General features: G+C 46.1%; 24 protein-coding genes. 11 read left to right on the top strand and 13 right to left on the bottom strand.

The window, feature by feature from the left end:
• Positions 1–63: 63 nt before the first annotated feature.
• Complete coding sequence (tkt, locus tag KNQ09_RS02260; RefSeq protein ID WP_251138072.1) at positions 64–2,034, bottom strand: transketolase; 1,971 nt, start codon at positions 2,032–2,034, stop codon at positions 64–66.
• 362 nt (positions 2,035–2,396) lie between these two features.
• Between tkt and KNQ09_RS02255 the strand changes: the two genes are divergently transcribed.
• The 3 genes from KNQ09_RS02255 to KNQ09_RS02245 all read left to right on the top strand — a co-directional run bounded on the left by KNQ09_RS02255 (position 2,397) and on the right by KNQ09_RS02245 (position 6,756).
• Positions 2,397–3,410, top strand: coding sequence for a LacI family DNA-binding transcriptional regulator (locus tag KNQ09_RS02255; RefSeq protein WP_353049740.1), 1,014 nt, complete (start codon positions 2,397–2,399; stop codon positions 3,408–3,410).
• Between the two features lie 226 nt (positions 3,411–3,636).
• Positions 3,637–5,316 (top strand): glycoside hydrolase family 13 protein, encoded by a 1,680-nt coding sequence (locus tag KNQ09_RS02250; protein WP_214857193.1) that lies wholly within the window; start codon positions 3,637–3,639, stop codon positions 5,314–5,316.
• A 3-nt stretch (positions 5,317–5,319) separates the two neighbouring features.
• The gene (locus KNQ09_RS02245; RefSeq protein WP_064300199.1) at positions 5,320–6,756 is read left to right on the top strand and encodes a PTS transporter subunit EIIC; all 1,437 of its coding nucleotides are present in this window, start codon (positions 5,320–5,322) and stop codon (positions 6,754–6,756) included.
• A 75-nt stretch (positions 6,757–6,831) separates the two neighbouring features.
• Here KNQ09_RS02245 and KNQ09_RS02240 read toward each other — a convergent pair whose 3' ends face one another.
• The 3 genes from KNQ09_RS02240 to yneA form a co-directional block, all read right to left on the bottom strand.
• Positions 6,832–7,068, bottom strand: a complete 237-nt coding sequence (locus tag KNQ09_RS02240) for a DUF896 domain-containing protein (protein WP_035398122.1) — start codon at positions 7,066–7,068, stop codon at positions 6,832–6,834.
• A gap of 113 nt (positions 7,069–7,181) precedes the next feature.
• Complete coding sequence (locus KNQ09_RS02235) at positions 7,182–7,835, bottom strand: YneB family resolvase-like protein (RefSeq protein WP_029341251.1); 654 nt, start codon at positions 7,833–7,835, stop codon at positions 7,182–7,184.
• A gap of 45 nt (positions 7,836–7,880) precedes the next feature.
• Entirely contained in the window at positions 7,881–8,168 is a 288-nt protein-coding gene (yneA, locus tag KNQ09_RS02230; protein WP_023467771.1) for a cell division suppressor protein YneA, read from the bottom strand.
• A gap of 211 nt (positions 8,169–8,379) precedes the next feature.
• On the opposite strand from yneA, the gene lexA reads away from it, so the two are divergent.
• The 5 genes from lexA (at position 8,380) to KNQ09_RS02205 (ending at position 12,325) form a co-directional block, all read left to right on the top strand.
• Complete coding sequence (lexA, locus tag KNQ09_RS02225; RefSeq protein ID WP_214857192.1) at positions 8,380–8,994, top strand: transcriptional repressor LexA; 615 nt, start codon at positions 8,380–8,382, stop codon at positions 8,992–8,994.
• A 31-nt stretch (positions 8,995–9,025) separates the two neighbouring features.
• The gene (locus KNQ09_RS02220) at positions 9,026–9,496 is read left to right on the top strand and encodes a metal-binding protein (protein WP_047391185.1); all 471 of its coding nucleotides are present in this window, start codon (positions 9,026–9,028) and stop codon (positions 9,494–9,496) included.
• A 186-nt stretch (positions 9,497–9,682) separates the two neighbouring features.
• A complete protein-coding gene (locus KNQ09_RS02215; protein WP_023467768.1) occupies positions 9,683–10,384 on the top strand; it encodes an MIP/aquaporin family protein in 702 nt (233 codons plus the stop codon).
• Between the two features lie 43 nt (positions 10,385–10,427).
• Positions 10,428–11,930 (top strand): glycerol kinase GlpK, encoded by a 1,503-nt coding sequence (gene glpK, locus KNQ09_RS02210; protein ID WP_214857191.1) that lies wholly within the window; start codon positions 10,428–10,430, stop codon positions 11,928–11,930.
• A 74-nt stretch (positions 11,931–12,004) separates the two neighbouring features.
• Positions 12,005–12,325, top strand: a complete 321-nt coding sequence (locus tag KNQ09_RS02205; RefSeq protein ID WP_133208040.1) for a hypothetical protein — start codon at positions 12,005–12,007, stop codon at positions 12,323–12,325.
• A 78-nt stretch (positions 12,326–12,403) separates the two neighbouring features.
• Here the strand turns inward: KNQ09_RS02205 and dhaM are convergent, their stop codons facing one another.
• From dhaM to dhaK, 3 genes are read right to left on the bottom strand one after another with little or no spacing between them, the layout of a single operon-like run.
• A complete protein-coding gene (gene dhaM / locus KNQ09_RS02200; RefSeq protein ID WP_023467765.1) occupies positions 12,404–12,772 on the bottom strand; it encodes a dihydroxyacetone kinase phosphoryl donor subunit DhaM in 369 nt (122 codons plus the stop codon).
• Positions 12,765–13,367, bottom strand: coding sequence for a dihydroxyacetone kinase subunit DhaL (gene dhaL / locus KNQ09_RS02195; RefSeq protein WP_214857190.1), 603 nt, complete (start codon positions 13,365–13,367; stop codon positions 12,765–12,767). Before dhaL ends, dhaM begins: the two co-directional genes overlap by 8 nt.
• A 24-nt stretch (positions 13,368–13,391) precedes the next feature.
• Positions 13,392–14,360, bottom strand: coding sequence for a dihydroxyacetone kinase subunit DhaK (gene dhaK / locus KNQ09_RS02190; RefSeq protein WP_214857189.1), 969 nt, complete (start codon positions 14,358–14,360; stop codon positions 13,392–13,394).
• A 155-nt stretch (positions 14,361–14,515) separates the two neighbouring features.
• Here dhaK and KNQ09_RS02185 point away from each other — a divergent pair, with 155 nt between their 5' ends.
• Both KNQ09_RS02185 and KNQ09_RS02180 read left to right on the top strand, forming a co-directional pair.
• The gene (locus KNQ09_RS02185) at positions 14,516–15,217 is read left to right on the top strand and encodes an AzlC family ABC transporter permease (RefSeq protein WP_023467762.1); all 702 of its coding nucleotides are present in this window, start codon (positions 14,516–14,518) and stop codon (positions 15,215–15,217) included.
• Positions 15,196–15,522, top strand: a complete 327-nt coding sequence (locus KNQ09_RS02180; RefSeq protein WP_214857188.1) for an AzlD domain-containing protein — start codon at positions 15,196–15,198, stop codon at positions 15,520–15,522. Before KNQ09_RS02185 ends, KNQ09_RS02180 begins: the two co-directional genes overlap by 22 nt.
• A 313-nt stretch (positions 15,523–15,835) precedes the next feature.
• Here KNQ09_RS02180 and KNQ09_RS02175 read toward each other — a convergent pair whose 3' ends face one another.
• The 6 genes from KNQ09_RS02175 to hflX form a co-directional block, all read right to left on the bottom strand.
• Positions 15,836–16,111, bottom strand: a complete 276-nt coding sequence (locus KNQ09_RS02175) for a GNAT family N-acetyltransferase (protein WP_214857187.1) — start codon at positions 16,109–16,111, stop codon at positions 15,836–15,838.
• Positions 16,086–16,322, bottom strand: coding sequence for a (4Fe-4S)-binding protein (locus KNQ09_RS02170; RefSeq protein WP_058713286.1), 237 nt, complete (start codon positions 16,320–16,322; stop codon positions 16,086–16,088). Before KNQ09_RS02170 ends, KNQ09_RS02175 begins: the two co-directional genes overlap by 26 nt.
• Before the next feature lie 116 nt (positions 16,323–16,438).
• Positions 16,439–17,785: a type I glutamate--ammonia ligase gene (glnA, locus tag KNQ09_RS02165; protein WP_023467759.1), complete on the bottom strand. Its 1,347-nt coding sequence runs from the start codon at positions 17,783–17,785 to the stop codon at positions 16,439–16,441.
• 45 nt (positions 17,786–17,830) lie between these two features.
• Positions 17,831–18,229, bottom strand: a complete 399-nt coding sequence (locus tag KNQ09_RS02160) for a MerR family transcriptional regulator (RefSeq protein ID WP_023467758.1) — start codon at positions 18,227–18,229, stop codon at positions 17,831–17,833.
• Between the two features lie 140 nt (positions 18,230–18,369).
• Positions 18,370–19,647, bottom strand: coding sequence for a methionine gamma-lyase family protein (locus KNQ09_RS02155; RefSeq protein ID WP_214857185.1), 1,278 nt, complete (start codon positions 19,645–19,647; stop codon positions 18,370–18,372).
• Between the two features lie 2 nt (positions 19,648–19,649).
• Positions 19,650–20,891, bottom strand: a complete 1,242-nt coding sequence (hflX, locus tag KNQ09_RS02150) for a GTPase HflX (protein ID WP_034785946.1) — start codon at positions 20,889–20,891, stop codon at positions 19,650–19,652.
• A gap of 138 nt (positions 20,892–21,029) precedes the next feature.
• Between hflX and KNQ09_RS02145 the strand changes: the two genes are divergently transcribed.
• A complete protein-coding gene (locus tag KNQ09_RS02145) occupies positions 21,030–22,001 on the top strand; it encodes a site-specific integrase (RefSeq protein WP_064300207.1) in 972 nt (323 codons plus the stop codon).
• Positions 22,002–22,016 lie beyond the last annotated feature (15 nt).

The following is a 22,016-nucleotide window of genomic DNA, read 5'->3' as shown; positions in this document are numbered from 1 at the left end:
CATAGATGATAATAGATGAAAAACGAGCCCGACGTAAGATCGGACCCGTTTTTCCGGAAAAGATTATCCGAGTTGTTTGACTGTCGCTAAAACGTTCTCAACAGACATGCCGTATTCTTTCAAGAGGAAGTCTCCAGGCGCAGATGCACCGAAACGATCGATTCCGATGACTTGTCCTTGTGTTCCTACATATTTGTACCAACCGAGTGAAGCGCCTGCTTCGATCGCAACACGTTTCGTGATGTGTTTTGGAAGAACTGATTCTTTATACTCTGCTGACTGCGCTTCGAATACTTCCCATGATGGAAGCGAAACGACAGCTGCTGATTCACCAAGTTCTTTTTGTGCTTCGACAAGAAGGTGAACTTCTGAACCCGTACCGATCAAGAGCGTATCAGCTTTCGTGACGTCACCAGCGATGACATAACCACCTTTTTCAGCGCCCTCTGTCGTCGTACCTTCCAGTTCAGGAAGACCTTGACGCGTCAAGACGAGAAGTGTCGGTTTGTCTTTTGCTTGAACCGCTGTTTTCCATGCTGCGATCGTCTCTTTTCCGTCTGCTGGACGGTAGATCGTGACGTTCGGCATTGCACGGAAGCTCATCAAGTGCTCGACAGGCTCGTGTGTTGGACCATCTTCCCCGACAGCGATCGAGTCGTGCGTCAAGACGAAGATTGATGGAAGCCCCATTAGCGCAGCAAGGCGAACCGCTGGACGGAGGTAATCCGAGAAGACGAAGAATGTCGCACCGTAAGGAATGACGCCGCCGTGAAGTGCCATACCGTTGACAGCCGCAGCCATTGCGAATTCACGTACACCGAACCAGATGTTACGACCGCTTGGGTCGATATCGAAGTCTGCTTCGCCTTTGAGCATCGTGTTGTTCGATCCTGCAAGGTCAGCTGAACCACCGAACAATGTCGGAACGTTCTTCGCAAGACCGTTCAAGACTTCACCACTCGTTTGACGTGTCGCTTTTTTCGATGACAAGTCGTACGTCGGAAGATCTGCTTCCCAGTTGCTTGGCAATTCGTTTGCGATCGCGCGAACGAGTTCCGCATGCAATTCTGGATGAGCTGATTCGTATTGTTTCATCGTTTCGTTCCATGCGTCTTCCGCAGAAGCACCACGTTGGACGATCCGCTCGTCAAACAATGATTTGACTTCTTCAGGAACGTAGAACTCTTCGTGATCCCAAATGTAGCTTGCTTTCGTCAATTTGATTTCCGCTTCACCGAGTGGTGCACCGTGAGAAGCCGATTTCCCTGATTTGTTCGGTGAACCGAAACCGATGACTGTCTTGACTTCGATCAATGTCGGTTTTGTCGTCTCTGCTTGTGCCACCGCGATTGCTTTCGAAATCGAATCGATATCCGTTCCGTCTTCTACGCGAATGACTTGCCAGTTGTACGCTTCGAAGCGCTTCTGGACGTTTTCAGAGAATGATTTATCGAGATCGCCATCAAGTGAGATATCGTTTGAATCGTACAATACGACCAATTTACCAAGACCAAGGTGACCTGCGAGTGAAGCCGCTTCAGCTGAGACACCTTCCATTAAGTCTCCATCTCCACAAATTCCGTATGTGAAGTGATCGACGACGTTGAGATCGTCACGGTTGTATTTTGCTTCAAGATGACGTTCTGCCATCGCCATACCAACTGCCATTGCGATCCCTTGACCAAGTGGACCTGTCGTCGCATCTACACCAGCCGTGTGACGGTATTCCGGGTGACCTGGTGTTTTTGATCCCCATTGACGGAATGATTTAAGATCATCCATTGATAGATCATATCCCGATAGGTGGAGGAGTGAGTAGAGAAGCATCGAACCGTGTCCGGCTGAAAGTACAAAACGGTCGCGGTTGAACCATTCTGGATTTTTAGGGTTGTGGTTCATATGATCCGCCCAAAGCGAGAATGCCATCGGCGCTGCTCCCATTGGCATACCTGGGTGACCCGAGTTCGCCTTTTGTACGGCATCAATCGATAAGGTACGAATCGTATTAATTGCTAATTGTTCTACTGTCGTCATGTTCGTCAAAACAATCATCCTCTCTCTTTTTCACAAATTCCTACTCATTTTAGCACAACCATAAATGTGATACAACTTTATCTAAATAGTATGTCACATTAAAATGAATGCGTTCTCTATTACTGTCCTTCCATCCCTTTCAGGATGTATCATTTCAGATTTGGTTCTAAAATTTTATTTTTATGATGCTAAGATTCCTGCAAAAAGAGATATATATGAGACGAAGTAACATAATGTCCATCCTATTATTTTGAAATATATTTTTCGGAATCAAAAAATAGTAGATTAATTTTTAGGTACTATTTCCTTTAGACTCCTTTCATTCAAAAATAAAAAACTTTGCTATACTGAACATAAAATAAGTGAATACAGGTGATGATATGGCAAATATAAGTGATGTCGCAAAATTATCCGGCTTTTCTAAAACAACGGTATCACGGGTAATCAACGGTTCTCCTCTCGTCAAACCTGAAAAGCGGGCACGTATCTTGCAAGCAATGGATGAACTCGGATACACTCCAAATCCCTCAGCACGAAAACTTCGAGGTTCCGTGACAACAACAATCGGTGTTCTAGTTCCTAGACTTGTTAATCCATTTTTTGCAGAACTAGTCGATAAAATCGAACAAGAAGCACAACGACATGGATACAACGTTTTAATTTCTCAAAGTAATGAAGAACCTGGAAAAGAACTATCTTTCTTAAATCTTTTAAAAACCAAACAAGTAGATGGCTTGATTTTAACGGCTGTAGTCAATGAATGGGAAAATATACTGCCCTATTTAAAATATGGACCAATCGTTGTATGTAACGAACAAATTGATCAAACGGACGTTGCAGTCGTTCGCCCGGATCAAGCAAAAGGAACTTCTTTAGGCGTTCAACATTTGATTGAACAAGGTCATTCTCAAATCGGCTATTGTACAGGTGGAGATTTTTCTGAAAAAAGTAAAGGTCGTGACAGAAATATTGCTTTCTTGAAAATACTGAAGAAGGCACATCTTCCATTCCACGAGGATTGGATCTTCACTCATCGTCACACTATTTCAGATGGAAAAGATGTTTTTAAAGAATGGTTCAAGCTATCTAATCGACCAACTGCTCTTTTCGCGAACAGCGATGAAGTAGCTTGTGGGATTATCCTTGCTGCTAAAGAACACGGGATTAATATCCCAAAGGAATTGGCGGTGGTTGGATTTGATGATCAACCGATTGCTGAAATCATTACGCCTTCTTTGACGACTATTCATCAGCCTATTCAACAAATGGGGAAACAAGCCGTGCACTGTCTTTTGCAACAATTATCTCCAGAAGATTTCAGTCTAGAAAAAATGGATTCCCTTGATATGAAGTTAATCATTCGTCAATCAACTTAAGCTTTTCAAGAGGAGCTACAGTAATGTACGCTCCTCAAAGAGGAGGAGTTAAAAAAATAGGATTGACAACTAAAATATATATCGCTTATTCTTGATACAAGAAAACGGTTTCATATTTTTTTAAATCAAATTGGAACCGATACCAAATTTTTTGAGTGTTTATGGTATCGGTTCCAATAAAATTAAAAGCAAAATTGGTATCGATACCAATAAGGAGGTAGTTTATATGAGCTGGTGGAAAGAGGAAGTCGTGTATCAAATCTATCCTAAAAGTTTTAAGGATCATAACGGAGATGGCATTGGCGATTTAAGAGGTATCACGACTCAATTGGATTACCTCAGCAAACTCGGCATTACGATGATTTGGATTTGTCCCATCTATCAGTCTCCAATGGATGATAACGGATATGATATTTCCGATTACTATACGATTCATCCTGATTTCGGAACAATGAGTGATTTGGACGAATTATTGGCAACAGCAAAAGAATATAACATTAAAATCGTATTGGATTTAGTCGTAAATCATACTTCTGACGAACATGCTTGGTTTCAAGATGTATTAAAGCAGCCTGAGACTAGTCCCTATCGAGATTATTACGTGTTAAAGAAAGGAACAACCGGACAGCCCCCGACCAATTGGCGTTCTGTTTTTGGCGGAAGTGTGTGGGAACCTATTCAAGGAAGCGACCTTTATTACTTCCATTCTTTTGGTGTCAAACAACCTGATTTGAATTGGGAAAACCCGACTCTGCGTGAAGAAATCTACGAAATGATTGAATTTTGGTTACAAAAAGGTCTTTCAGGATTTCGTGTCGATGCTATCACCTTTATAAAAAAAGATCAGACTTTCAGTAACTTACCCGCCGACGGTGTCGATGGTCTCGTCAAATGTACTAAAAAAACACGTAATCAACCTGGAATCGAAATTTTTCTACATGAACTGAAGGAACGTACCTTTGATCGCTATAACTGTGTCACGATTGGTGAGGCGCCTGGTGTTCCTTACGAACAATATGATGATTTCATAGGAGAAAACGGATACTTTTCTATGATTTTCGATTTTCGTTATGCTGATCTCGATGTTGAATCGGGCAGCGAGTGGTTCAAGCGTGTCGATTGGAATGTTAACGATTTTAAACAGATGTTATTCCGTAGCCAAAATAAGTTACAAGAAAGCGGTTGGGCAGCTAACTTTCTCGAGAATCATGATCAAAATCGTTCTATTAGTAAATACATTAAAAATCCGGAAGAGCGTCATTTCTATTCAGCATCTATGCTAGGAGCAATGTACTTTTTCTTACGAGGCACTCCCTTTATTTATCAAGGGCAAGAAATAGGCATGACCAATTTCACCCGTGAATCTATTCATGATTTTGATGATATTTCAAGCATTGATCAATATTACCGCTCCATGCAAGAAGGGCATAGCGAGCAAGAAGCGCTTCACTTCATAAATTTACGTAGCCGAGACAATTCTCGCACTCCGTTTCACTGGACACATCATGAACATGCTGGATTTTCAGATGCGACACCTTGGTTAAAAATGAATGAGAATTATCGTGATATAAATGTTGCTCTGCAAGAACATAGTGCTACGTCTTTACTCAATTTTTATCGTTTAATGATTTCGATTCGTCAGCATAGTGAAGCTAGTGATACGTTGGTTTATGGGGACTTTCTACCACTCTATGAAACGCATCCACACCTTGTCGCATACGAACGAAAACTCGGTGAAGAAGCCGTAATTTGTTATTTTAACTTTTCTAATCAATATATCGACTTGCCTAACGAACCAAAAGGTACTGTGCTACTCGATAATTATCATTTCGTTGATGGTGTCTCAGAAACTCCATCTATCCTACGCCCTTATCATGCTCTCTTACTTCATCGGAAAGAAGGCTAAACCATGAAGAAATCAGACCAATATCAAACCATTGCCGAGCAAATTCTTCAAGAAATCGGATTAGAAAACATCGAATCTTACACGCATTGTGCTACACGTCTTCGATTTTCTGTAAAGGACCGTTCCCTCATCCATGATGAAAGAATCGAGCAAATTGCAGAGGTAAAGGGTGTGTTCTATAATGCTGGACAGTATCAAGTCATCCTTGGTACCGGCATCGTCAATAAAGTTTATGCCGCTTTAAGTGAATTAAACATTGAAACCCTTGCATCAGATGAAGAATCCTCTTCATCTGATAAGGGACTTCGACGTGCTGTCCGTACACTCGCAGATATCTTTATCCCGATCATTCCTATCATTGCCGCTACAGGACTCTTTTTAGGATTAAAAGGAGTAATGTTCAGTGATATCGTATTAGGTTGGTTCGATTTAACATTAAAAGAAATTCCAAGCTATGTACCGACCCTCTTATCTGTTTTGACTGATACTGCTTTTGCATTCTTACCTGCTTTAATTTGTTGGTCCGCTTTTAAAAAATTTGGTGGAATGCCGATTATTGGATTTATTGTTGGTTTAATGCTCGTATCACCTGCTTTACCAAATGCCTATGCTGTTGCAGATGTCAATAGCGGTGTGGATCCAATTCTTGCATTCGGCGTTATTCCAGTCGTTGGTTATCAAGGAAGCGTCTTAACTGCTTTGGTCATTGGTATATTAGGAGCAAAATTTGAAAAATGGTTACGGCGAATCATGCCAAATGCACTTGATTTGATATTTACTCCGTTTTTTGTATTATTAGGTTCAATGATATTGGGATTACTTGTACTAGGTCCTCTTTTGCATATTCTAGAGAATGGTCTGATTACTCTCGTGACGATGTTAATTAGAATGCCTTTTGGTCTTGGAGGCTTGCTGATTGGTTTTATGTATCCGCTTGCAGTCATGACTGGAATGCATCATTTATTCATTGCTATCGAAACGACGCTACTTGCAAATACAGGATTTAACCCCCTAATCACTTTATGCGCCATGTATGGATTTTCAAATGCTGGTACGGCGCTCGGTATTACATTACGCGCAACAAAAAGTACAGTACGGGTTGCTGGTATGAGTGCCACACTCACGCAATTATTAGGAGTTAGTGAACCTGCATTGTTTGGGATTGTCATGCGATATAGTATGAAACCTTTATATGTTATGATTGCGTGTTCTGCTTTGGGTGGTGCTCTTCTTTCGCTCTTACAGATTAAGGCCAACTCTTACGGTCTAGCTGTTATTTTATCTCCTTTAATGTACATTTATGAATGGAATCAACTTTTAGCTTATTTAATCGTATCGGTCTTAACCTTTGTTGCTGCACTCACCATCACTTACTTTTTCGCAGTTCCTAAATCAGTTTTGGTTGCGGAACCACAAAAAGTAACTTCCAAGATATCTTGATATCAGCTGAAAACAATAAAATAGCCTTCTATATTAGACACCTACTTCTCGGGTGGTCCTATAGAAGGCTATTTTTTATTGTTTATTCCGTTCTTCTTCTTGTGCTTGTTTCAATTTCTCTGGTGTTACGTCCGTTCCTTCTTCATCGACGATTTTCATGCCCATGAGTTGGTTTTTGAACGATCCACGGAATGCTGCGAGATACGCTGCACGTAACTCTTTTTGCTCTGCCGTTTCGGCTTCTGATAACGGCTCGACTTTTGATTTATTCGCTAATGCATTGATTCGATCTAATTGTTCTTGTGATAACATGGAATCCCTCTTTCTGTACGACTCAAACTTGAGTTGTTCAATTGTATCCTTACTTTAAAAGAGGCTATAAAAAAAAGCAAGTTAACCGCGTCAGTCGACGGGTAACTTGCTCTTCATTCCGGGCTAGGTGTCAGTTCGCGGTATTCAAGATATCGACGATTGACCGTTGCTTTTGAAATATCATGTCCCATACCACGCAAGGTGATGGCGATATCTGAAAACGTCAGTCCGAGCTCTCGAAGACGTACGATTTCTTCGATCGGTACGTCCTTTCGACTACGCCCAGCGTTCTCTCCTTGGCGATTCAGATTTCGTTCCGGGCGAAAGCCTTGTTCAACAGCTCGCCGCATGCCGCGCGCGATTTTTGCGTTATGCAGTTTCCGTTGATATTCTTCCACCAGTGAGACAATCTCAAGGACCATTGCTTCTGCATCCGCAAGCTGGTATTCTCCATCGGAATCAAGTGTCATCAACCGAACACCGTGCTTCTTAAACGTGTGCAAAATAGCGATTTTCGCATTCCCTCGACCAATCCGTGTGTCATCTGTCACGAGGACCGCATCTACCGCATCACGTGTTACATGATCAAGAACCGTCAGCATCCCTTCCCGATCGACGTCATATCCACTCTCTTTTTCAGAGACGACATCTACGACATCAAAACCCTTTTGAGACGCGACCTTCGAAAGCTCCATCCGTTGGCGTTCAATCGAACTATCTTGTGCTTCTTTTTCGGTCGACACCCGACAATAAATCACGACCTTCATCGTACCTCACATCCCTGTTCGTTCTTTCACAACTTTTCCATTTTGTCATTGTTGTGCGATTGGTACAACGATTTTGCTTTTTGAGATGACGTGTTTTGTTTCAACATCATTATTTTTAATCAACCAATTGACGTACTCTTCATCTGACATCGAACCATCATTGTAGACTTCAGCGATTTGTTCGACTGTAGCGTTCTCATCGACCGTAACGGAAGCTGTCATCAGTTGCGCCACTTTTTCATCCGGGCGTGGTGTGAGTAAAAAGATCACGAAGGCAATACTTAATGCATAGAAGAGAATTGAAAAAGCATGAGTACGAATCGTATGAATCATCATGAATCCCTCCAAATATGAAATGAATGAGTTAGAATAAATGTTCGCGGAACAATTGTTCGCATAACTCATAATAAACACAGAACCCGTGTTCGGTCAACACAAAATGTCGAACAATTGTTTGTACGCTCATTTGTTCTATGTTATAGTGAATCTAGAAACATATATTCTTACATTTCAAACTTCAATCCAGAAAGAGGTGGCAATTCGTATGCGGAAAATGTCTAAGCGCCAACAAGAGATTCTCGACTACATCGTCTCTGAAGTGAAACTGAAGGGGTATCCACCATCAGTTCGTGAAATCGGAGAAGCAGTCGGACTCGCGTCTAGCTCGACGGTACACGGTCATTTGGATCGACTCGAGAAACGGGGAATGATTCGCCGTGACCCGACGAAACCACGTGCGATTGAGATATTGCTTGATAAGCCTGAAGAAATCACGGAAGCCATCGTCCATGTTCCCGTCATCGGGAAAGTCACAGCGGGTCTTCCGATTACAGCGATTGAAAACATCGAAGAACAGTTCCCGCTCCCTGCACATTATGTAGGAAATGAGACGGTCTTCATGTTGATGATCGATGGTGAATCGATGATTAACGCAGGTATTCTAGACGGCGATCGTGTCATCGTGCGCCAACAAAACACAGCAGAAAACGGAGAAATCGTCGTAGCTATGACCGAAGATAGCGAAGCGACGGTGAAACGGTTCTTCTTAGAAGATCAACAGGTACGTCTACAACCAGAAAATGACTCGATGGATCCGATGTATTTCGATAATGTCTCCATTCTTGGTAAGGTAATCGGCGTGTATCGGACGATTCATTGACGGAGGGACCAGTTACGACTGGTCTTTTTTCATGCCTTCAGGAAATGTACATGATACCGTCAATACCGTCGCACTGACGGGTTACGTTGCGTATTCGGTCGCAACGCAACAAACCGATTGGTTACCAACCGCCATCGGTATCGCTGTCGGTACCCTTTGGTTGTCACCCGACCTCGATTTAAAGTCAGAACCGTATTATCGCTTTGGACCATTTCGAGTCCTTTGGATGCCGTACGTCAAAATCATGCCCCATCGCTCGATCTGGTCACATGGACTGATCATCGGAGACATTATCCGGCTTCTTTATAGTGCTGCGATTCTGATTCCGCTACTATTTTTAAGTCTATATTTTCAGGTTCTTGATTCTGCTACGATTGATTCGTGGTTCGCTTCCTTGCCTGCATTCGTCGTCGGTATCATGGTGGCGAGTACGATTCATATTCTACTAGATTATTCCAGCAGTTGGTTTCGACCTAAAAAAAGAAAAAAACGTCGTCGGTAACACCTCTTTTGCTTGCTTGCAAGCAGAATGAGGTGTTTTCTTATCCACTTTTTCGTATCTTTAAACATCAAAATAAAAAATTTCCATTCCTATATTTCAATTATATGTATTGAAAACGTTCTCAATTCGGAGTAATTTAAAGTAGAAAGGCCATTATCTGCTTTAATCCAAAGGGAGGGTTTTTGCATGAATAACTTTGTATTGGAAATGATCGGTACGATGATCCTCATCCTGCTCGGGGATGGAGTCGTCGCCGGTGTCGTCTTGAAAAAGACGAAATCGGAAAACAGCGGATGGATCGTCATCACGTTCGCTTGGGGTCTTGCCGTCATGACAGCAGCATTCGTCGCTGCTGAAAGTGGAGCACACTTGAACCCCGCATTGACGATCGCACTTGCTTTGAACTCTGACCTACCGTGGGCAGACGTTCCGATCTACATTGCCGGACAACTTGTCGGAGCTTTCATCGGCGCCATTCTCGTTTGGCTTCATTACATGAAACATTTTGAAGCGACTGATGATCAAGCTGCAAAACTCGGTGTATTCGCAACAGGTCCAGCGATTCGTCATACGCCGTCGAACTTGATTTCTGAGATCATCGGGACATTTGTTCTCGTCTTCGGTATCTTGGCACTCGGTTTAACAACGTTCGGAGATGGCTTAAAACCACTCATCGTCGGTTTACTCGTCGTCGTCATCGGTCTCTCGCTCGGTGGTACAACAGGGTATGCCATCAACCCGGCTCGTGACCTTGGACCGCGTATCGCGCACGCTATCCTACCGATTCCGAATAAAGGTTCATCTGACTGGGGCTATTCATGGATTCCTGTCGTCGGTCCGATCATCGGTGGAGCGATTGCCGTGTTCATCTATCAATTGATCTACTAAGATCACGTCTCACTAACACATACCGCTCAAGGGGGATTTCGAAATGGAAAACAAGTATATCCTAGCACTCGACCAAGGTACGACAAGCTCACGTGCAATCATCTTCGATCACGATGGGAAAATCGTCAACTCGGCACAACGGGAATTCAAACAGTACTTCCCACAACCAGGCTGGGTCGAGCATGATGCAAACGAAATCTGGGGTTCGATTCTTGCCGTCATGGCCGAAGCACTCGGGACAGCAGATATCAAACCTGAGCAAATCGCTGGAATCGGCATCACGAACCAACGTGAAACGACGGTCGTCTGGAACAAAGAAACAGGTAAACCGGTCTATCACGCACTCGTTTGGCAATCGCGTCAAACGTCTGGTATCTGTGACGACTTAAAAGAACAAGGTTTGAACCAGAAGTTCCGCGACAAAACAGGACTTCTGATTGATGCCTACTTCTCTGGCACAAAAGTTAAATGGATCCTCGACAATGTCGAAGGTGCACGTGAGCAAGCAGAGAACGGTGAATTGCTCTTCGGTACGATCGATACGTGGCTCGTTTGGAAACTGTCTGGTGGAAAAACGCACATCACGGACTACACGAACGCTTCACGAACATTGATGTATAACATCTACGAACAAAAATGGGATGAAGAGTTACTCGATATCCTAGGTGTTCCTGCTTCCATGTTGCCAGAAGTTCGTCAGTCGAGTGAAGTCTACGACAAAACGGTACCGTATCACTTCTTCGGTTACGAAGTGCCAATCGCTGGTATTGCGGGTGACCAACAAGCAGCACTCTTCGGTCAAACGTGCTTCGAAGCGGGTGAAGGGAAAAACACATACGGAACAGGGTGCTTCATGCTCATGAACACAGGTGAGAAAGCCGTTTCTTCTGATAATGGACTCTTGACGACGATCGCTTGGGGCGTCGATGGAAAAGTGGAATATGCGCTGGAAGGTTCTATCTTCGTCGCTGGTTCTGCGATCCAGTGGCTCCGTGATGGACTCCGGATGCTGAAAAATGCGAAAGATTCAGAAGGTTACGCAACGAAAGTCGACTCAACAGACGGTGTTTATGTCGTTCCTGCCTTCGTTGGTCTTGGTGCGCCATACTGGGATTCAGATGTACGCGGGGCAATCTTCGGATTAACACGCGGAACAGATAAGGAACACTTCGTTCGTGCAACGCTTGAATCACTCGCTTATCAAACACGCGATGTGTTGACAGCGATGGAACAAGATTCTGGTATCGAACTGAAGACACTTCGTGTCGACGGTGGTGCAGTAGCGAACAACTTCTTGATGCAGTTCCAATCGGACATCCTCGGCGTTCCTGTCGATCGTCCAGAAATCAACGAAACGACAGCACTTGGTGCAGCCTACCTTGCTGGATTAGCTGTTGGTTACTGGAAAGATAAAGCGGAGATCAAAAAACAATGGAAGCTGGATCACCAGTTCAAACCAGAGATGAAAGAAGACGATCGTGAACAACGCTATGCCGGATGGCAAAAAGCAGTGGAAGCGACAATGGTCTTCAAACCATCAAAATAAAACAATTGACCCGGTCCCTTTTGCAGAGGGACCGGGTTTTCACTATTCTATACAAACATAATGCGGGGTGTATCATGAATCTTACCTATTCGGATCAACAACTAAAAGCATGCATTCAGGACGCGCTGGATGGCAACATCACACATGAAGAACTGGCGGATTGGTGTTACCGCTACATGACCGACGTGTACCATAACAATCATTACCATATCGCAACCGACGGACGTGGGAGCTATCCGTTAAGTGAGCAAGCGACTGAAGTAGCGAACGATATCGATGCACAATGGGATCTTTATCTTGCTAACAGTTATTCTCTAAATGAATTACAAACCATTGATTTAGCTACAATTCGCTTACCTAGAGAGTGGTTAGAAAAATGGCTCTCATCGTTTTAAGTCGTCACGCATGAGATCGACGATCATCTTTCATTAAAAAAATCCCCCTTCGCCTAATCGCAAAGGGGAATCTGTTCCTTATTTGCTAAATTCTTTTTTCAATCCATCTTCAATCTCATCAACGGATTTCGACTGTCCGCTTAAGACTGCCGCTAAAAACGCGCCTTCGACGAGTGGTGCGTCGATAAACCGAACCGTCCGTTCGCCACTATATAGTTCAAGGGCCAGTTCCGTGTTCATCGTCGCAGAACCGATATCCGTTAAGACGACTCCATCGTCGTCCAGTGTATTCAATGTTTCTTCGATGCGCGTCGCGTCCGTTCCGATGCTACCGTCCTCAAGACCTGCTGCTATTAAGACTGGTGTATCCGGCGCCATCTCTGCCAGCAGTTCCTTTAGTCCAGTCGCGAGCTTTTCACTATGGGAAACGAGTACAAGATTAACCATGAAGCACCTCCGCGATTTCGCCAAGTAACAACGCACTCGATAGACTTCCTGGGTCCTGGACGCCTTCCGTCGCTTCACCGAAGTAAGACGCGCGTCCTTTCGTTGCGATGCGCGCTTTCGTATCAGCAAGCGCTTGATCGATTGCCGCTTTCAAATCCTCTTCTTGCGAGAGCGCCTCTTGGAACGGTGTCCAGATATCGACCATCGTCTTTTGACCGAATTCCGATTTCCCACGCGATTTGATGCCTTCCGTCGCTTCATGGAAAGCATCCGCGAGTTCTGCACCTTCGACTTCCGTTTTCCCTTTGAACGCACCAGCGAACTTAACGAATGCCGTGCCGTACAAAGGACCGGATGCCCCACCGACCGTCTTGATCAGCGTCATCCCTACCTCTTTCGACAAAGCTCCTAAGTCCTCATACTCGCCGTGTTCTTCTAACGTCTTTTGGACTGCTTGGAAGCCACGTGACATATTGATCCCGTGGTCCCCGTCACCGATTTCCCGGTCAAGGTCCGTCAATTCATCCTTGTGCTGTTCGATCTGTTCCGCTGCTTTGATGAGCGCGCTTCGTAACTGTTCCGTCGTCAACTTCATCTTTGTACACCCCGTTTATCTAAATTAGAATCCAATCGCTTTCGTTTCTGCATCGAGATACCCAAGCAGTTCATCATCCACTGGTAAGAGCGTGATTGAGAATCCGTGCATCTCGAGCGACGTCATATAGTTTCCAACGAACGAACGGGCAATCTCGTAACCATGTGCCTGAAGTTCTTCCGCGACGTATTTATACGTGATATACAGTTCGGATTCTGGTGTTCCACCCATCCCATTCACCATGACGGCAACTTTTTTGTCTGGTACCTCTTTCGTCAGACGATCGAGCAACTCTTTAACGATCGCATCCACGGAAGCGACCGCTTTTCGCTCGAGTCCTTTTTCACCGTGGATCCCGATTCCGATCTCCATCTCGTCATCATGCAACTCAAAGCCTGGCTTGCCACTCTCCGGCATGTAACATGGCGAGAGTGCCATTCCGATCGAACGAACGCCCTGGATGACTTTTTCCGCGACTGCTTTGACTTCACTCAGTGATTTTCCATCTGCAGCTGCAGCACCAGCAATCTTATGGACGAAGACGGTTCCCGCGACACCACGACGGTCTTCCTCTTTATTGATAGCAATGTCATCATTGACGATTACCGTGTCGACTTCGATGTCCTCGAGTTCAGCGAGTTCCTTCGCCATATCGAAGTTCATGACGTCACCCGAGTAGTTCTTGACGACGAGTAACACACCTTTTCCACCATGGGCTGCCTTGATACCTTCGAGCACCATGTCCGGTGTCGGTGACGTGAAGACTTCCCCGCAGACAGCAGCAGCAAGCATACCGTCCCCAACGAATCCAGCATGTGCGGGTTCGTGACCACTTCCTCCACCAGAGACAAGACCGACTTTTCCATCGAGCGGTACTTTCCGTGCGACGACATTAACACCTTCGACCTTCTTATACAAATCAGGGTGAGCTAGTACGAGTCCGTCGACCATGTCTGACACGAACCGGTTTGAATCTTTCATTAATTTGTGCATGAAAAACGCTCCTTTACCAATCTGATTTTTGCCGTACCACTTACTCTTTACCACTAAATCAAGCCGAGTATGTCGAAAAAAACGATGAAAATATTGACCAGTTGGTGACGATATTCCGCATGAGTGCTATGCTCTTAAAAAAGAGGAGGAATCGAATGTCATCAGCCTTTCAAGCAGGCGTCCGTGCCTGTCTACCCACTGTCCTCGGATATATCGGCATCGGTTTTTCAGCTGGGATCGTCGGTCGTGCCTCCGGCTTATCCCCTCTTGAAGTCGGATTCATGTCCGTCTTCATCTATGCCGGCGCCGCTCAGTTCATCATCACGAGTCTCTTACTCTTAAATGGTCCTGCTTCTGCCATCATTCTGACGACGTTCATCGTCAATCTCAGGCACTTGTTAATGAGTCTGACGCTTGCGCCACATGTTGAGACACGGCATCTCCGCGACCGCCTCGGTACCGGAACGCTACTAACGGATGAGTCGTTCGCTGTCGCGATGAACACTGCGCAAAAAGGGAAGCTCTCCCCGTCCTTCATGCATGGCTTGAATCTGACTGCTTACTTCAGCTGGATCGTCGCAACCGTTCTCGGCGCCCTTGTCGGCAGCTGGTTCCCTGATCCCGAGCGCTTCGGTCTCGATTTTGCCCTGACAGCGATGTTCATCGGCTTATTGTACTTACAGTTTGAAGGGGAACGTTCCCGTATTGCCGTGAATAGTTGCCTTTTACTGATTGTCTTACTATTGCTTTACATAACCATGCGCTACTTTTCTCCAGAAGTCGCCGTTCTTTGCGCGACGCTCGGTGGTGCAAGTATAGGAGTCGTGATCACACGATGGAAATCCGCCCGGAATTAATTGCTCTTTTTTTAGCTTGTGGACTCGTCACATGGATTCCACGCGTCTTACCGTTTCTCGTCCTTCATGGACTGACGTTACCGCGCTTCGTAACAGAATGGCTCTCGTTCATTCCGGTCTGCCTGCTCGGTGCCCTTTTCTTTCAAAATCTACTTATCGCGCAAGACGAGGCGTTTCCGACGGTTTCGACGCTTCATGTCTTCGCCGCCCTCCCGACCATGGCGGTCGCGATTTTCAGTAAAAGTTTATCCTGGACGGTCGTGACTGGTGTTGTCACGATGGCGTTTCTACGATTGTATCTATAAGCAAGTCATTCATCTTTAGCCTATTTCGATGCATCTCTTGTGTTATCCTTATAATAGAAATAAATGGATAGTGAAGGAGGTCCTGATATGCCAAATAAGCAGTTCATACCCTATTTGATATTGCTGTGCGTCATTTTTATAATCGCGAGTCAAATGGATCTACCTTATCTGCTAAAACAAGGATTGATTGTGTTGTACGTCATCGCCTATTTCGGTACGATGATGGTTTCTCGCAAAATGAAAGTCAGGGATCATAAACAATGACTCGAAAAAATCTCCTCTGGTCTTGAGAGACTAGAGGAGATTTTTGTGTTCACGTATTTGCTTGTACGTCCTGATAATCGGATTGATGTTCAAACTCTTTTTTCGCAAACGGACATAACGGTAACAGCTTGACGTTTGCTTCTCGTGCCCAGTTGACGATCTCGACAACGAGTTGTTCCCCAATCTGTTGATTGCGGTGCGCGGGATCGACGTATGTGTGATCAATGATCCACATGCCGTTGTTCGTATCGCTGTAAGTGATTTCCCCAATCACTTCACCTTCCTGATGGGCTTCGATTTTACGTTCCGCTCGTTTCAGCTCCATTTGCTTCCCTCCGTTCGTAAGATAAGGCGCCGCTCGGACAACCGTCGACGACCCGCATGACGTCTTCGACCGGCGCCCCGTCCGCTTCAATCCATGGACGCCGCTTGACATCAAAGACAGTTGGTAGACTTTGTACACAATGACCAGAGTGAATGCAGACTTCCGAATCAAAATAGACCGTAATCTCTTTGCCTTCATATCCTTTTTTCATGATGTATCGTCTCCCTTTCTTTGTACTCTTGTATCTTTCCACATCCTTGACTCAATCCCTGTCGACGACATGAAAAAAGCACTTCCGGACAAAAGTCCAGAAGTGCTTGAGTTGGATTAGAACAAGACCATGTACTGATCGCGTTCCCATTCCGTGACTTGCGTCCGGAACATATCCCATTCGATTTCTTTCAATTCAACGAAGTGTTCTGCGATGTGATCGCCGAGAGCGTGCATGACGACGTCATCCGCTTTCAAGACTTCGAGTGCGTGGCTGAGTGTTGATGGAAGATCATCAATTCCGTTCGCAACGCGTTCCGGCTTGTCCATGACGTAGATGTTACGGTCGATTGGAGCCGGTGCTTTCAAGTTATTCTTGATTCCGTCAAGACCTGAAGCGAGCAATGTCGCAAGCGCAAGGTACGGGTTCGCTGCTGGGTCGACTGAACGAACTTCGATCCGAGTCGAGAGTCCACGTGCTGCAGGAACACGGACGAGTGGTGAACGGTTACGTGCTGACCATGCGACGTAGCAAGGTGCTTCGTAGCCAGGAACAAGACGTTTGTATGAGTTGACTGTCGGGTTACAAACGGCTGTGAACGCACGAGCGTGTTTGAGGATACCTGCCGTGAAGGCACGTGCATCATCCGACAATTGCATGTCTTCGTTGCCTTCATCGAAGAAGACGTTCTCGTTGCCTTTGAAAAGCGACATGTTCGCGTGCATGCCTGATCCGTTGACACCGAAGAGTGGTTTTGGCATGAATGTCGCGTGCAAGTTGTGCTTCGCAGCAATCGTCTTGACGACGAGTTTGAACGTTTGGATGTTATCCGCTGTCGTGATCGCATCCGCATATTTGAAGTCGATTTCGTGTTGACCTGGAGCAACTTCATGGTGTGATGCTTCGATTTCAAAGCCCATGTTCTCGAGCTCGATGACGATCTCTTTACGGCAGTTTTCGCCGAGGTCGACTGGTGCGAGGTCGAAGTATCCACCTTGGTCGTTCAATTCAAGTGTCGGACGACCTTTTTCATCTTTCTTGAAGAGGAAGAATTCTGGCTCTGGTCCAACGTTGAATGATGAGAAACCGAGCTCTTCCATCTCTTTAAGTACCCGTTTGAGCTGACCACGTGGGTCTCCTGCGAACGGCGTGCCATCCGGATTGTGGATGTCACAGATTAAACGTGCAACTTTCCCTGTTCCATCTTCTGTCCATGGGAAGACGACCCATGTGTTCAAGTCTGGGAAGAGATACATATCTGATTCTTCGATTCGAACGAATCCTTCGATCGATGAACCATCGAACATCATTTTGTTATCAAGTGCTTTTTCCAATTGGCTTACTGGAATCTCAACGTTCTTGATCGTTCCGAGGATATCTGTGAACTGTAAGCGAATAAAGCGTACATCCTCAGCTTTAGCGATTTTCAAAATGTCTTCTCGTGTAATGTTGCGACGTGTCATGTGACAAATCCCCTCTCCGATTCGTTTTTATATGGTTACAGGTCCTTACTTGAAGAAACGCCCGAGCTCACCTTGGATGAGCGACGTCTTTCCATGTCGTCCTGCTTCCTTCAATTCATTTTTCAGGAGTTTATACAATTCGCCGTCAGATAGTTCCGGGCGCGTCTCGACGACGCTCTCCGCAACGCGTTCGCGTTTGACGAGATCGTTTTCAAAAATCAATTTGATCCCTGCGATATTCAGTCCCTGATCCAGGTATTCCTTGATCGACAACAGACGATCGACATCGTTGAACGAATAGAGGCGACGCTTCGTCTCTGTCCGCTCCGGTTTGATCAGTCCTTGTTCTTCGTAGTATCGGATCTGGCGGGCAGATAACGCGGTCAACTCTTGAACGACTCCGATGGGAAATAGTGGCTTGGACTGGCGTGATGAGTCTGCCATGTGGTTCCTCCTTTTTCCTTACTCCATGAGAATAAACCTCTGTCAGGCAACTTGTCAAGCGATGTAAGAAAAGTTAACACAACTTTTTTAATCACTTTACATGAAGTCGTTCAGAGGTCTTTTCACGAGATATTCTAGTATTAAACTTTTTTTTCTGGAATTAATTGTTTTTCCATCAAGTGATTGACGGCTGAGATGATGGCAATCTTAACGTGGCTATACGTCAAACCACCTTGGACGTACGCGGTATAGGGCGCACGGATCGGACCATCCGCTGACAACTCAATCGATGATCCTTGTACGAATGTTCCTGCTGCCATGATGACATCGTCCGCATATCCCGGCATATAATCCGGAATCGGTAACGCATGTGCATTGACGGGTGAAGCAGCTTGAATCGCTTGACAGAAGGCAATCATCGGCTCCGGCGCATGGAACGAAACCGATTGAATCAAATCCGTCCGTTCTGCCGTATGATGCGGTGCCGTATCAAAGCCGAACTGACCGAGCATGCTCGACGTGAACATCGCGCCCATCAACGCTTGGCTCACCGTATGTGGTGCCATATAGAAACCTTGATACATATCCGGAAGTGCGGATAACGATGGACCGGCTTCGGCGCCAATCCCTGGCGTCGTCATCCGGAACGATGCCCGTTCGATCAAGTCCGTTCGACCGACGAGATAACCGCCAGTCTTCGCAAGACCACCACCCGGATTCTTAATCAACGACCCTGCCATCAAGTCTGCCCCGACGTGCGTCGGTTCGATTGTCTCGACGAATTCACCGTAGCAGTTATCGACGAAGATCAGTACGTGCGGATGGACAGCTTTGATGGTGGCGATCGCTTCTCCGATCTCGTTGACCGGCAGACTGCGTCGCGTCGCATACCCTTTTGAACGCTGAATCCCGACGACCTTCGTCTGCGGTGTGATCCGTTCGAGAACGGCCGGTACGTCGATCGTCTCGGCGTTTTTCATCTCGACGACATCATACTGGACGCCCAGTTCCTTTAATGAACCGCGTCCGTCACCACGAATTCCGACGATCTCTTCAAGCGTGTCGTATGGTTTTCCTGTGATATAGAGCAATTCGTCTCCTGGCAATAACAAACCGAATAACGCGATACCGATCGCATGGGTTCCGCTAATGATTTGCGGACGACAAAGACCGGCTTCCGCACCGAAGACATCGGCATAGATCCGTTCGAGCGTATCGCGTCCTTCATCGTTGTAGCCGTAACCTGTTGACGGCATGAAGTGAAAATCACTGACCTTGTGACGCCGGAACGCATCGAGGACACGGAATTGATTGTATTCCGCGACCTCTTGCGCTTTCTTGACGTACGGGGCGATCTGTTCCTCCGCCCGGTCAATGAGCGGACGGAGCGTTTCGTAATGGGTTAATTCTGAAAACATGTTTACACCTCGTATTGTTTCAATGTCGCGTATAGACGCGTATCTTTACGCAAGTAACCTTTTAGAATGACGGAACCATCTTCTTCGAACGATTCCTTCAAATTCATCATGACTTCTTTCGCCGGATTGTAATGGGCAAATCCGTCAACTGGAATGCGAATCTCGAGATACTCGAGGATTTCGCTGATCGAACGTTCGATCTCTTCGATCAAGCGCTCGATATCCTGCGGGTCAAGCGCAGAAATCAGCAGTTTTCCACCTGTGAACAAGCGGTTCAATTGATCCTTCTTGTTGTAGACTTCGAGTTGCGGAATGTCACCGGCACCGAGTTCATCGAGGACATCGTTCGTCGTCTGCATCTGATTCAAGTAATGCTCACTCGACGCATCAACGACATGGAGGATCAAGTCGGCTTCCAGCACTTCCTCGAGTGTCGAACGGAACGCCGCGATCAACTTCGTCGGGAGATCTTGAATGAAACCGACCGTATCCGTCAGGAGGATTTGACCACCTTCTGGCAAATCGACTTGACGTGTCAACGGATCGAGCGTCGCGAACAACTCATCCTTCTCGTATGTGTCGGCCTGTGTCAACCGGTTGAAGATCGTTGATTTGCCGGCATTCGTATAACCGACGAGCGCGATTTGGAATGTCTGGTTCTCTTTGCGACGTTCCCGGTAACGGGCACGGTGGGCGACGGATGTCTCGAGTTGTTTCGAGATCTCATCAACCCGACGCCGGATATGACGGCGGTCCGTCTCGAGTTTCGATTCACCTGGTCCACGCGTCCCGATTCCGCCACCAAGACGTGACAGTTGTGTTCCCTGCCCGGCAAGACGTGGTAAGAGATAACTCATCTGTGCCAGTTCGACCTGCAATTTCCCTTCGCGTGACTGGGCACGTCCAGCGAAGATATCGAGGATCAACTGTGTCCGGTCGATCAATTTGATCGCTTCCGGGTCCGACAAGGCGATCCGGATATTCTTCATCTGACCGGGCGTGACCTCGGCATTGAATATGATTAAATCAGGTTCAAGTTCGTCTGCTAAGGCAACGAGTTCTTCAACCTTTCCTTTTCCGATGAACGTACGGCGATCAATCGCTTGTCGTTTTTGATCCAGACGACCGACGACGACACCATGCGCAGTCGTTACGAGTGCTTCAAGCTCCGCGACCGATTCTTCATAGACATGGTCCGGGACACCGGGGAGCTGGCAACCAACGACGATAACGCGTTCTGACATAATATCATTCCTTTCACGAGTAAAGACGTACTGCGCCCCTTATCATACCACAGGCACCGGTTCGTCTGAACTTTTTTGGACAGGAAACATCCGTTCGGTTTATGATGGAAGAAAGATTACGATAAGGGGAGGAAAACCATGGCACGCGAACAGTCGTATACGCTTCCAGAGTTCATTGAACGCTATTTGTTTTATCTAACGACAAGTGGACGGCAACTTTCGACCGTCCGCCGCTATCGGTATGATTTAATCGAAGTCCATCGTTACATGACGGATGTCGACCAGCCGCTCGAGACGATCGATGATTTCAAGGCGATTTCAATCGAGACATGGAAGACGTTCATCAATGAGTACTTGATCGAAGAGAAACTCTACCAGCAAGCGACGGTTGCCCGAATCGTCACCGTCATCAATCAAGTCAATTACCAGATCCGGCAAACGAAGGCGAAGCTGATCGAATACGCACAACCGACGCACGAATTGACGGCAAAACACGTCGCTTCCTTCAAAGAATACGAACAGTTGGTCCGGACGAATCAATCCGATCGCGGCTTGACGGAACATCAATTGAAGGCACGTCCGTATTTGATCGATCGAAACGAATTGATTCTTCGTCTGTTTTATCTTTACGGCTTACGTGTTCATCACATCATTGGTTTGAAGATGCACGACCTCAATTTCGCCCAGCAAGAGATGACCGTTCATGACCGACTCGGCAACCGTTACCTGCTTCACCTCGAGCGGGAGGATCAAGATATCATGTTGCGATACTTGAAGACGATCCCGGAGCCGGTCCGCCCCCGTTATAACAGTACCGATCCCTTTTTCGTCGCCTTCGACTTCGCTCGGATGACATTCCGATGGGTCTACAGCAAAAATGCACCGAAGCAATTGTCGATCGTCATGATTACGAAGATGATGCGTCAGCTGAATGAACGGTCGGATAATAAACGGATCTTGACGCCGTCGATGTTACGCAACAGTTTTATCCTGAAAACATATCAGGACGAGATGACGAAGGAAGAACGCCTACAGAAGACATGCCTCTATAAGGATGTCTCGCTCAGACGTTATGAAGAAGCAGTCGAGGAACTAACACCATTACTGTAACGACACGTTTACGAT

Origin of the sequence: Exiguobacterium sp. s191 (assembly GCF_018618955.1) — a bacterium.
Taxonomy (GTDB): Bacteria; Bacillota; Bacilli; order Exiguobacteriales; family Exiguobacteriaceae; genus Exiguobacterium_A; species Exiguobacterium_A abrahamii.
Note: the sequence above shows the minus strand (reverse complement) of the source record. Positions and strands in the feature narration are given on the sequence as shown.

What these genes read in the sequence shown, in the direction of transcription:
- KNQ09_RS02205 (WP_133208040.1), top strand. Translation starts at nt 12,005, where the DNA reads ATGAATCTTACCTATTCGGATCAACAACTAAAAGCATGCATTCAGGAC.
- yneA (WP_023467771.1), bottom strand. Translation starts at nt 8,168, where the DNA reads ATGATTCATACGATTCGTACTCATGCTTTTTCAATTCTCTTCTATGCA.
- KNQ09_RS02250 (WP_214857193.1), top strand. Translation starts at nt 3,637, where the DNA reads ATGAGCTGGTGGAAAGAGGAAGTCGTGTATCAAATCTATCCTAAAAGT.
- glpK (WP_214857191.1), top strand. Translation starts at nt 10,428, where the DNA reads ATGGAAAACAAGTATATCCTAGCACTCGACCAAGGTACGACAAGCTCA.
- KNQ09_RS02240 (WP_035398122.1), bottom strand. Translation starts at nt 7,068, where the DNA reads ATGTTATCACAAGAACAATTAGATCGAATCAATGCATTAGCGAATAAA.
- KNQ09_RS02175 (WP_214857187.1), bottom strand. Translation starts at nt 16,111, where the DNA reads ATGGAGCTGAAACGAGCGGAACGTAAAATCGAAGCCCATCAGGAAGGT.
- KNQ09_RS02235 (WP_029341251.1), bottom strand. Translation starts at nt 7,835, where the DNA reads ATGAAGGTCGTGATTTATTGTCGGGTGTCGACCGAAAAAGAAGCACAA.
- KNQ09_RS02215 (WP_023467768.1), top strand. Translation starts at nt 9,683, where the DNA reads ATGAATAACTTTGTATTGGAAATGATCGGTACGATGATCCTCATCCTG.
- dhaM (WP_023467765.1), bottom strand. Translation starts at nt 12,772, where the DNA reads ATGGTTAATCTTGTACTCGTTTCCCATAGTGAAAAGCTCGCGACTGGA.
- KNQ09_RS02185 (WP_023467762.1), top strand. Translation starts at nt 14,516, where the DNA reads ATGTCATCAGCCTTTCAAGCAGGCGTCCGTGCCTGTCTACCCACTGTC.
- KNQ09_RS02245 (WP_064300199.1), top strand. Translation starts at nt 5,320, where the DNA reads ATGAAGAAATCAGACCAATATCAAACCATTGCCGAGCAAATTCTTCAA.
- lexA (WP_214857192.1), top strand. Translation starts at nt 8,380, where the DNA reads ATGCGGAAAATGTCTAAGCGCCAACAAGAGATTCTCGACTACATCGTC.
- tkt (WP_251138072.1), bottom strand. Translation starts at nt 2,034, where the DNA reads ATGACGACAGTAGAACAATTAGCAATTAATACGATTCGTACCTTATCG.
- hflX (WP_034785946.1), bottom strand. Translation starts at nt 20,891, where the DNA reads ATGTCAGAACGCGTTATCGTCGTTGGTTGCCAGCTCCCCGGTGTCCCG.
- glnA (WP_023467759.1), bottom strand. Translation starts at nt 17,785, where the DNA reads ATGACACGTCGCAACATTACACGAGAAGACATTTTGAAAATCGCTAAA.
- KNQ09_RS02160 (WP_023467758.1), bottom strand. Translation starts at nt 18,229, where the DNA reads ATGGCAGACTCATCACGCCAGTCCAAGCCACTATTTCCCATCGGAGTC.
- dhaK (WP_214857189.1), bottom strand. Translation starts at nt 14,360, where the DNA reads ATGCACAAATTAATGAAAGATTCAAACCGGTTCGTGTCAGACATGGTC.
- KNQ09_RS02180 (WP_214857188.1), top strand. Translation starts at nt 15,196, where the DNA reads ATGGAAATCCGCCCGGAATTAATTGCTCTTTTTTTAGCTTGTGGACTC.
- dhaL (WP_214857190.1), bottom strand. Translation starts at nt 13,367, where the DNA reads ATGAAGTTGACGACGGAACAGTTACGAAGCGCGCTCATCAAAGCAGCG.
- KNQ09_RS02170 (WP_058713286.1), bottom strand. Translation starts at nt 16,322, where the DNA reads ATGAAAAAAGGATATGAAGGCAAAGAGATTACGGTCTATTTTGATTCG.
- KNQ09_RS02155 (WP_214857185.1), bottom strand. Translation starts at nt 19,647, where the DNA reads ATGTTTTCAGAATTAACCCATTACGAAACGCTCCGTCCGCTCATTGAC.
- KNQ09_RS02220 (WP_047391185.1), top strand. Translation starts at nt 9,026, where the DNA reads ATGCCTTCAGGAAATGTACATGATACCGTCAATACCGTCGCACTGACG.
- KNQ09_RS02145 (WP_064300207.1), top strand. Translation starts at nt 21,030, where the DNA reads ATGGCACGCGAACAGTCGTATACGCTTCCAGAGTTCATTGAACGCTAT.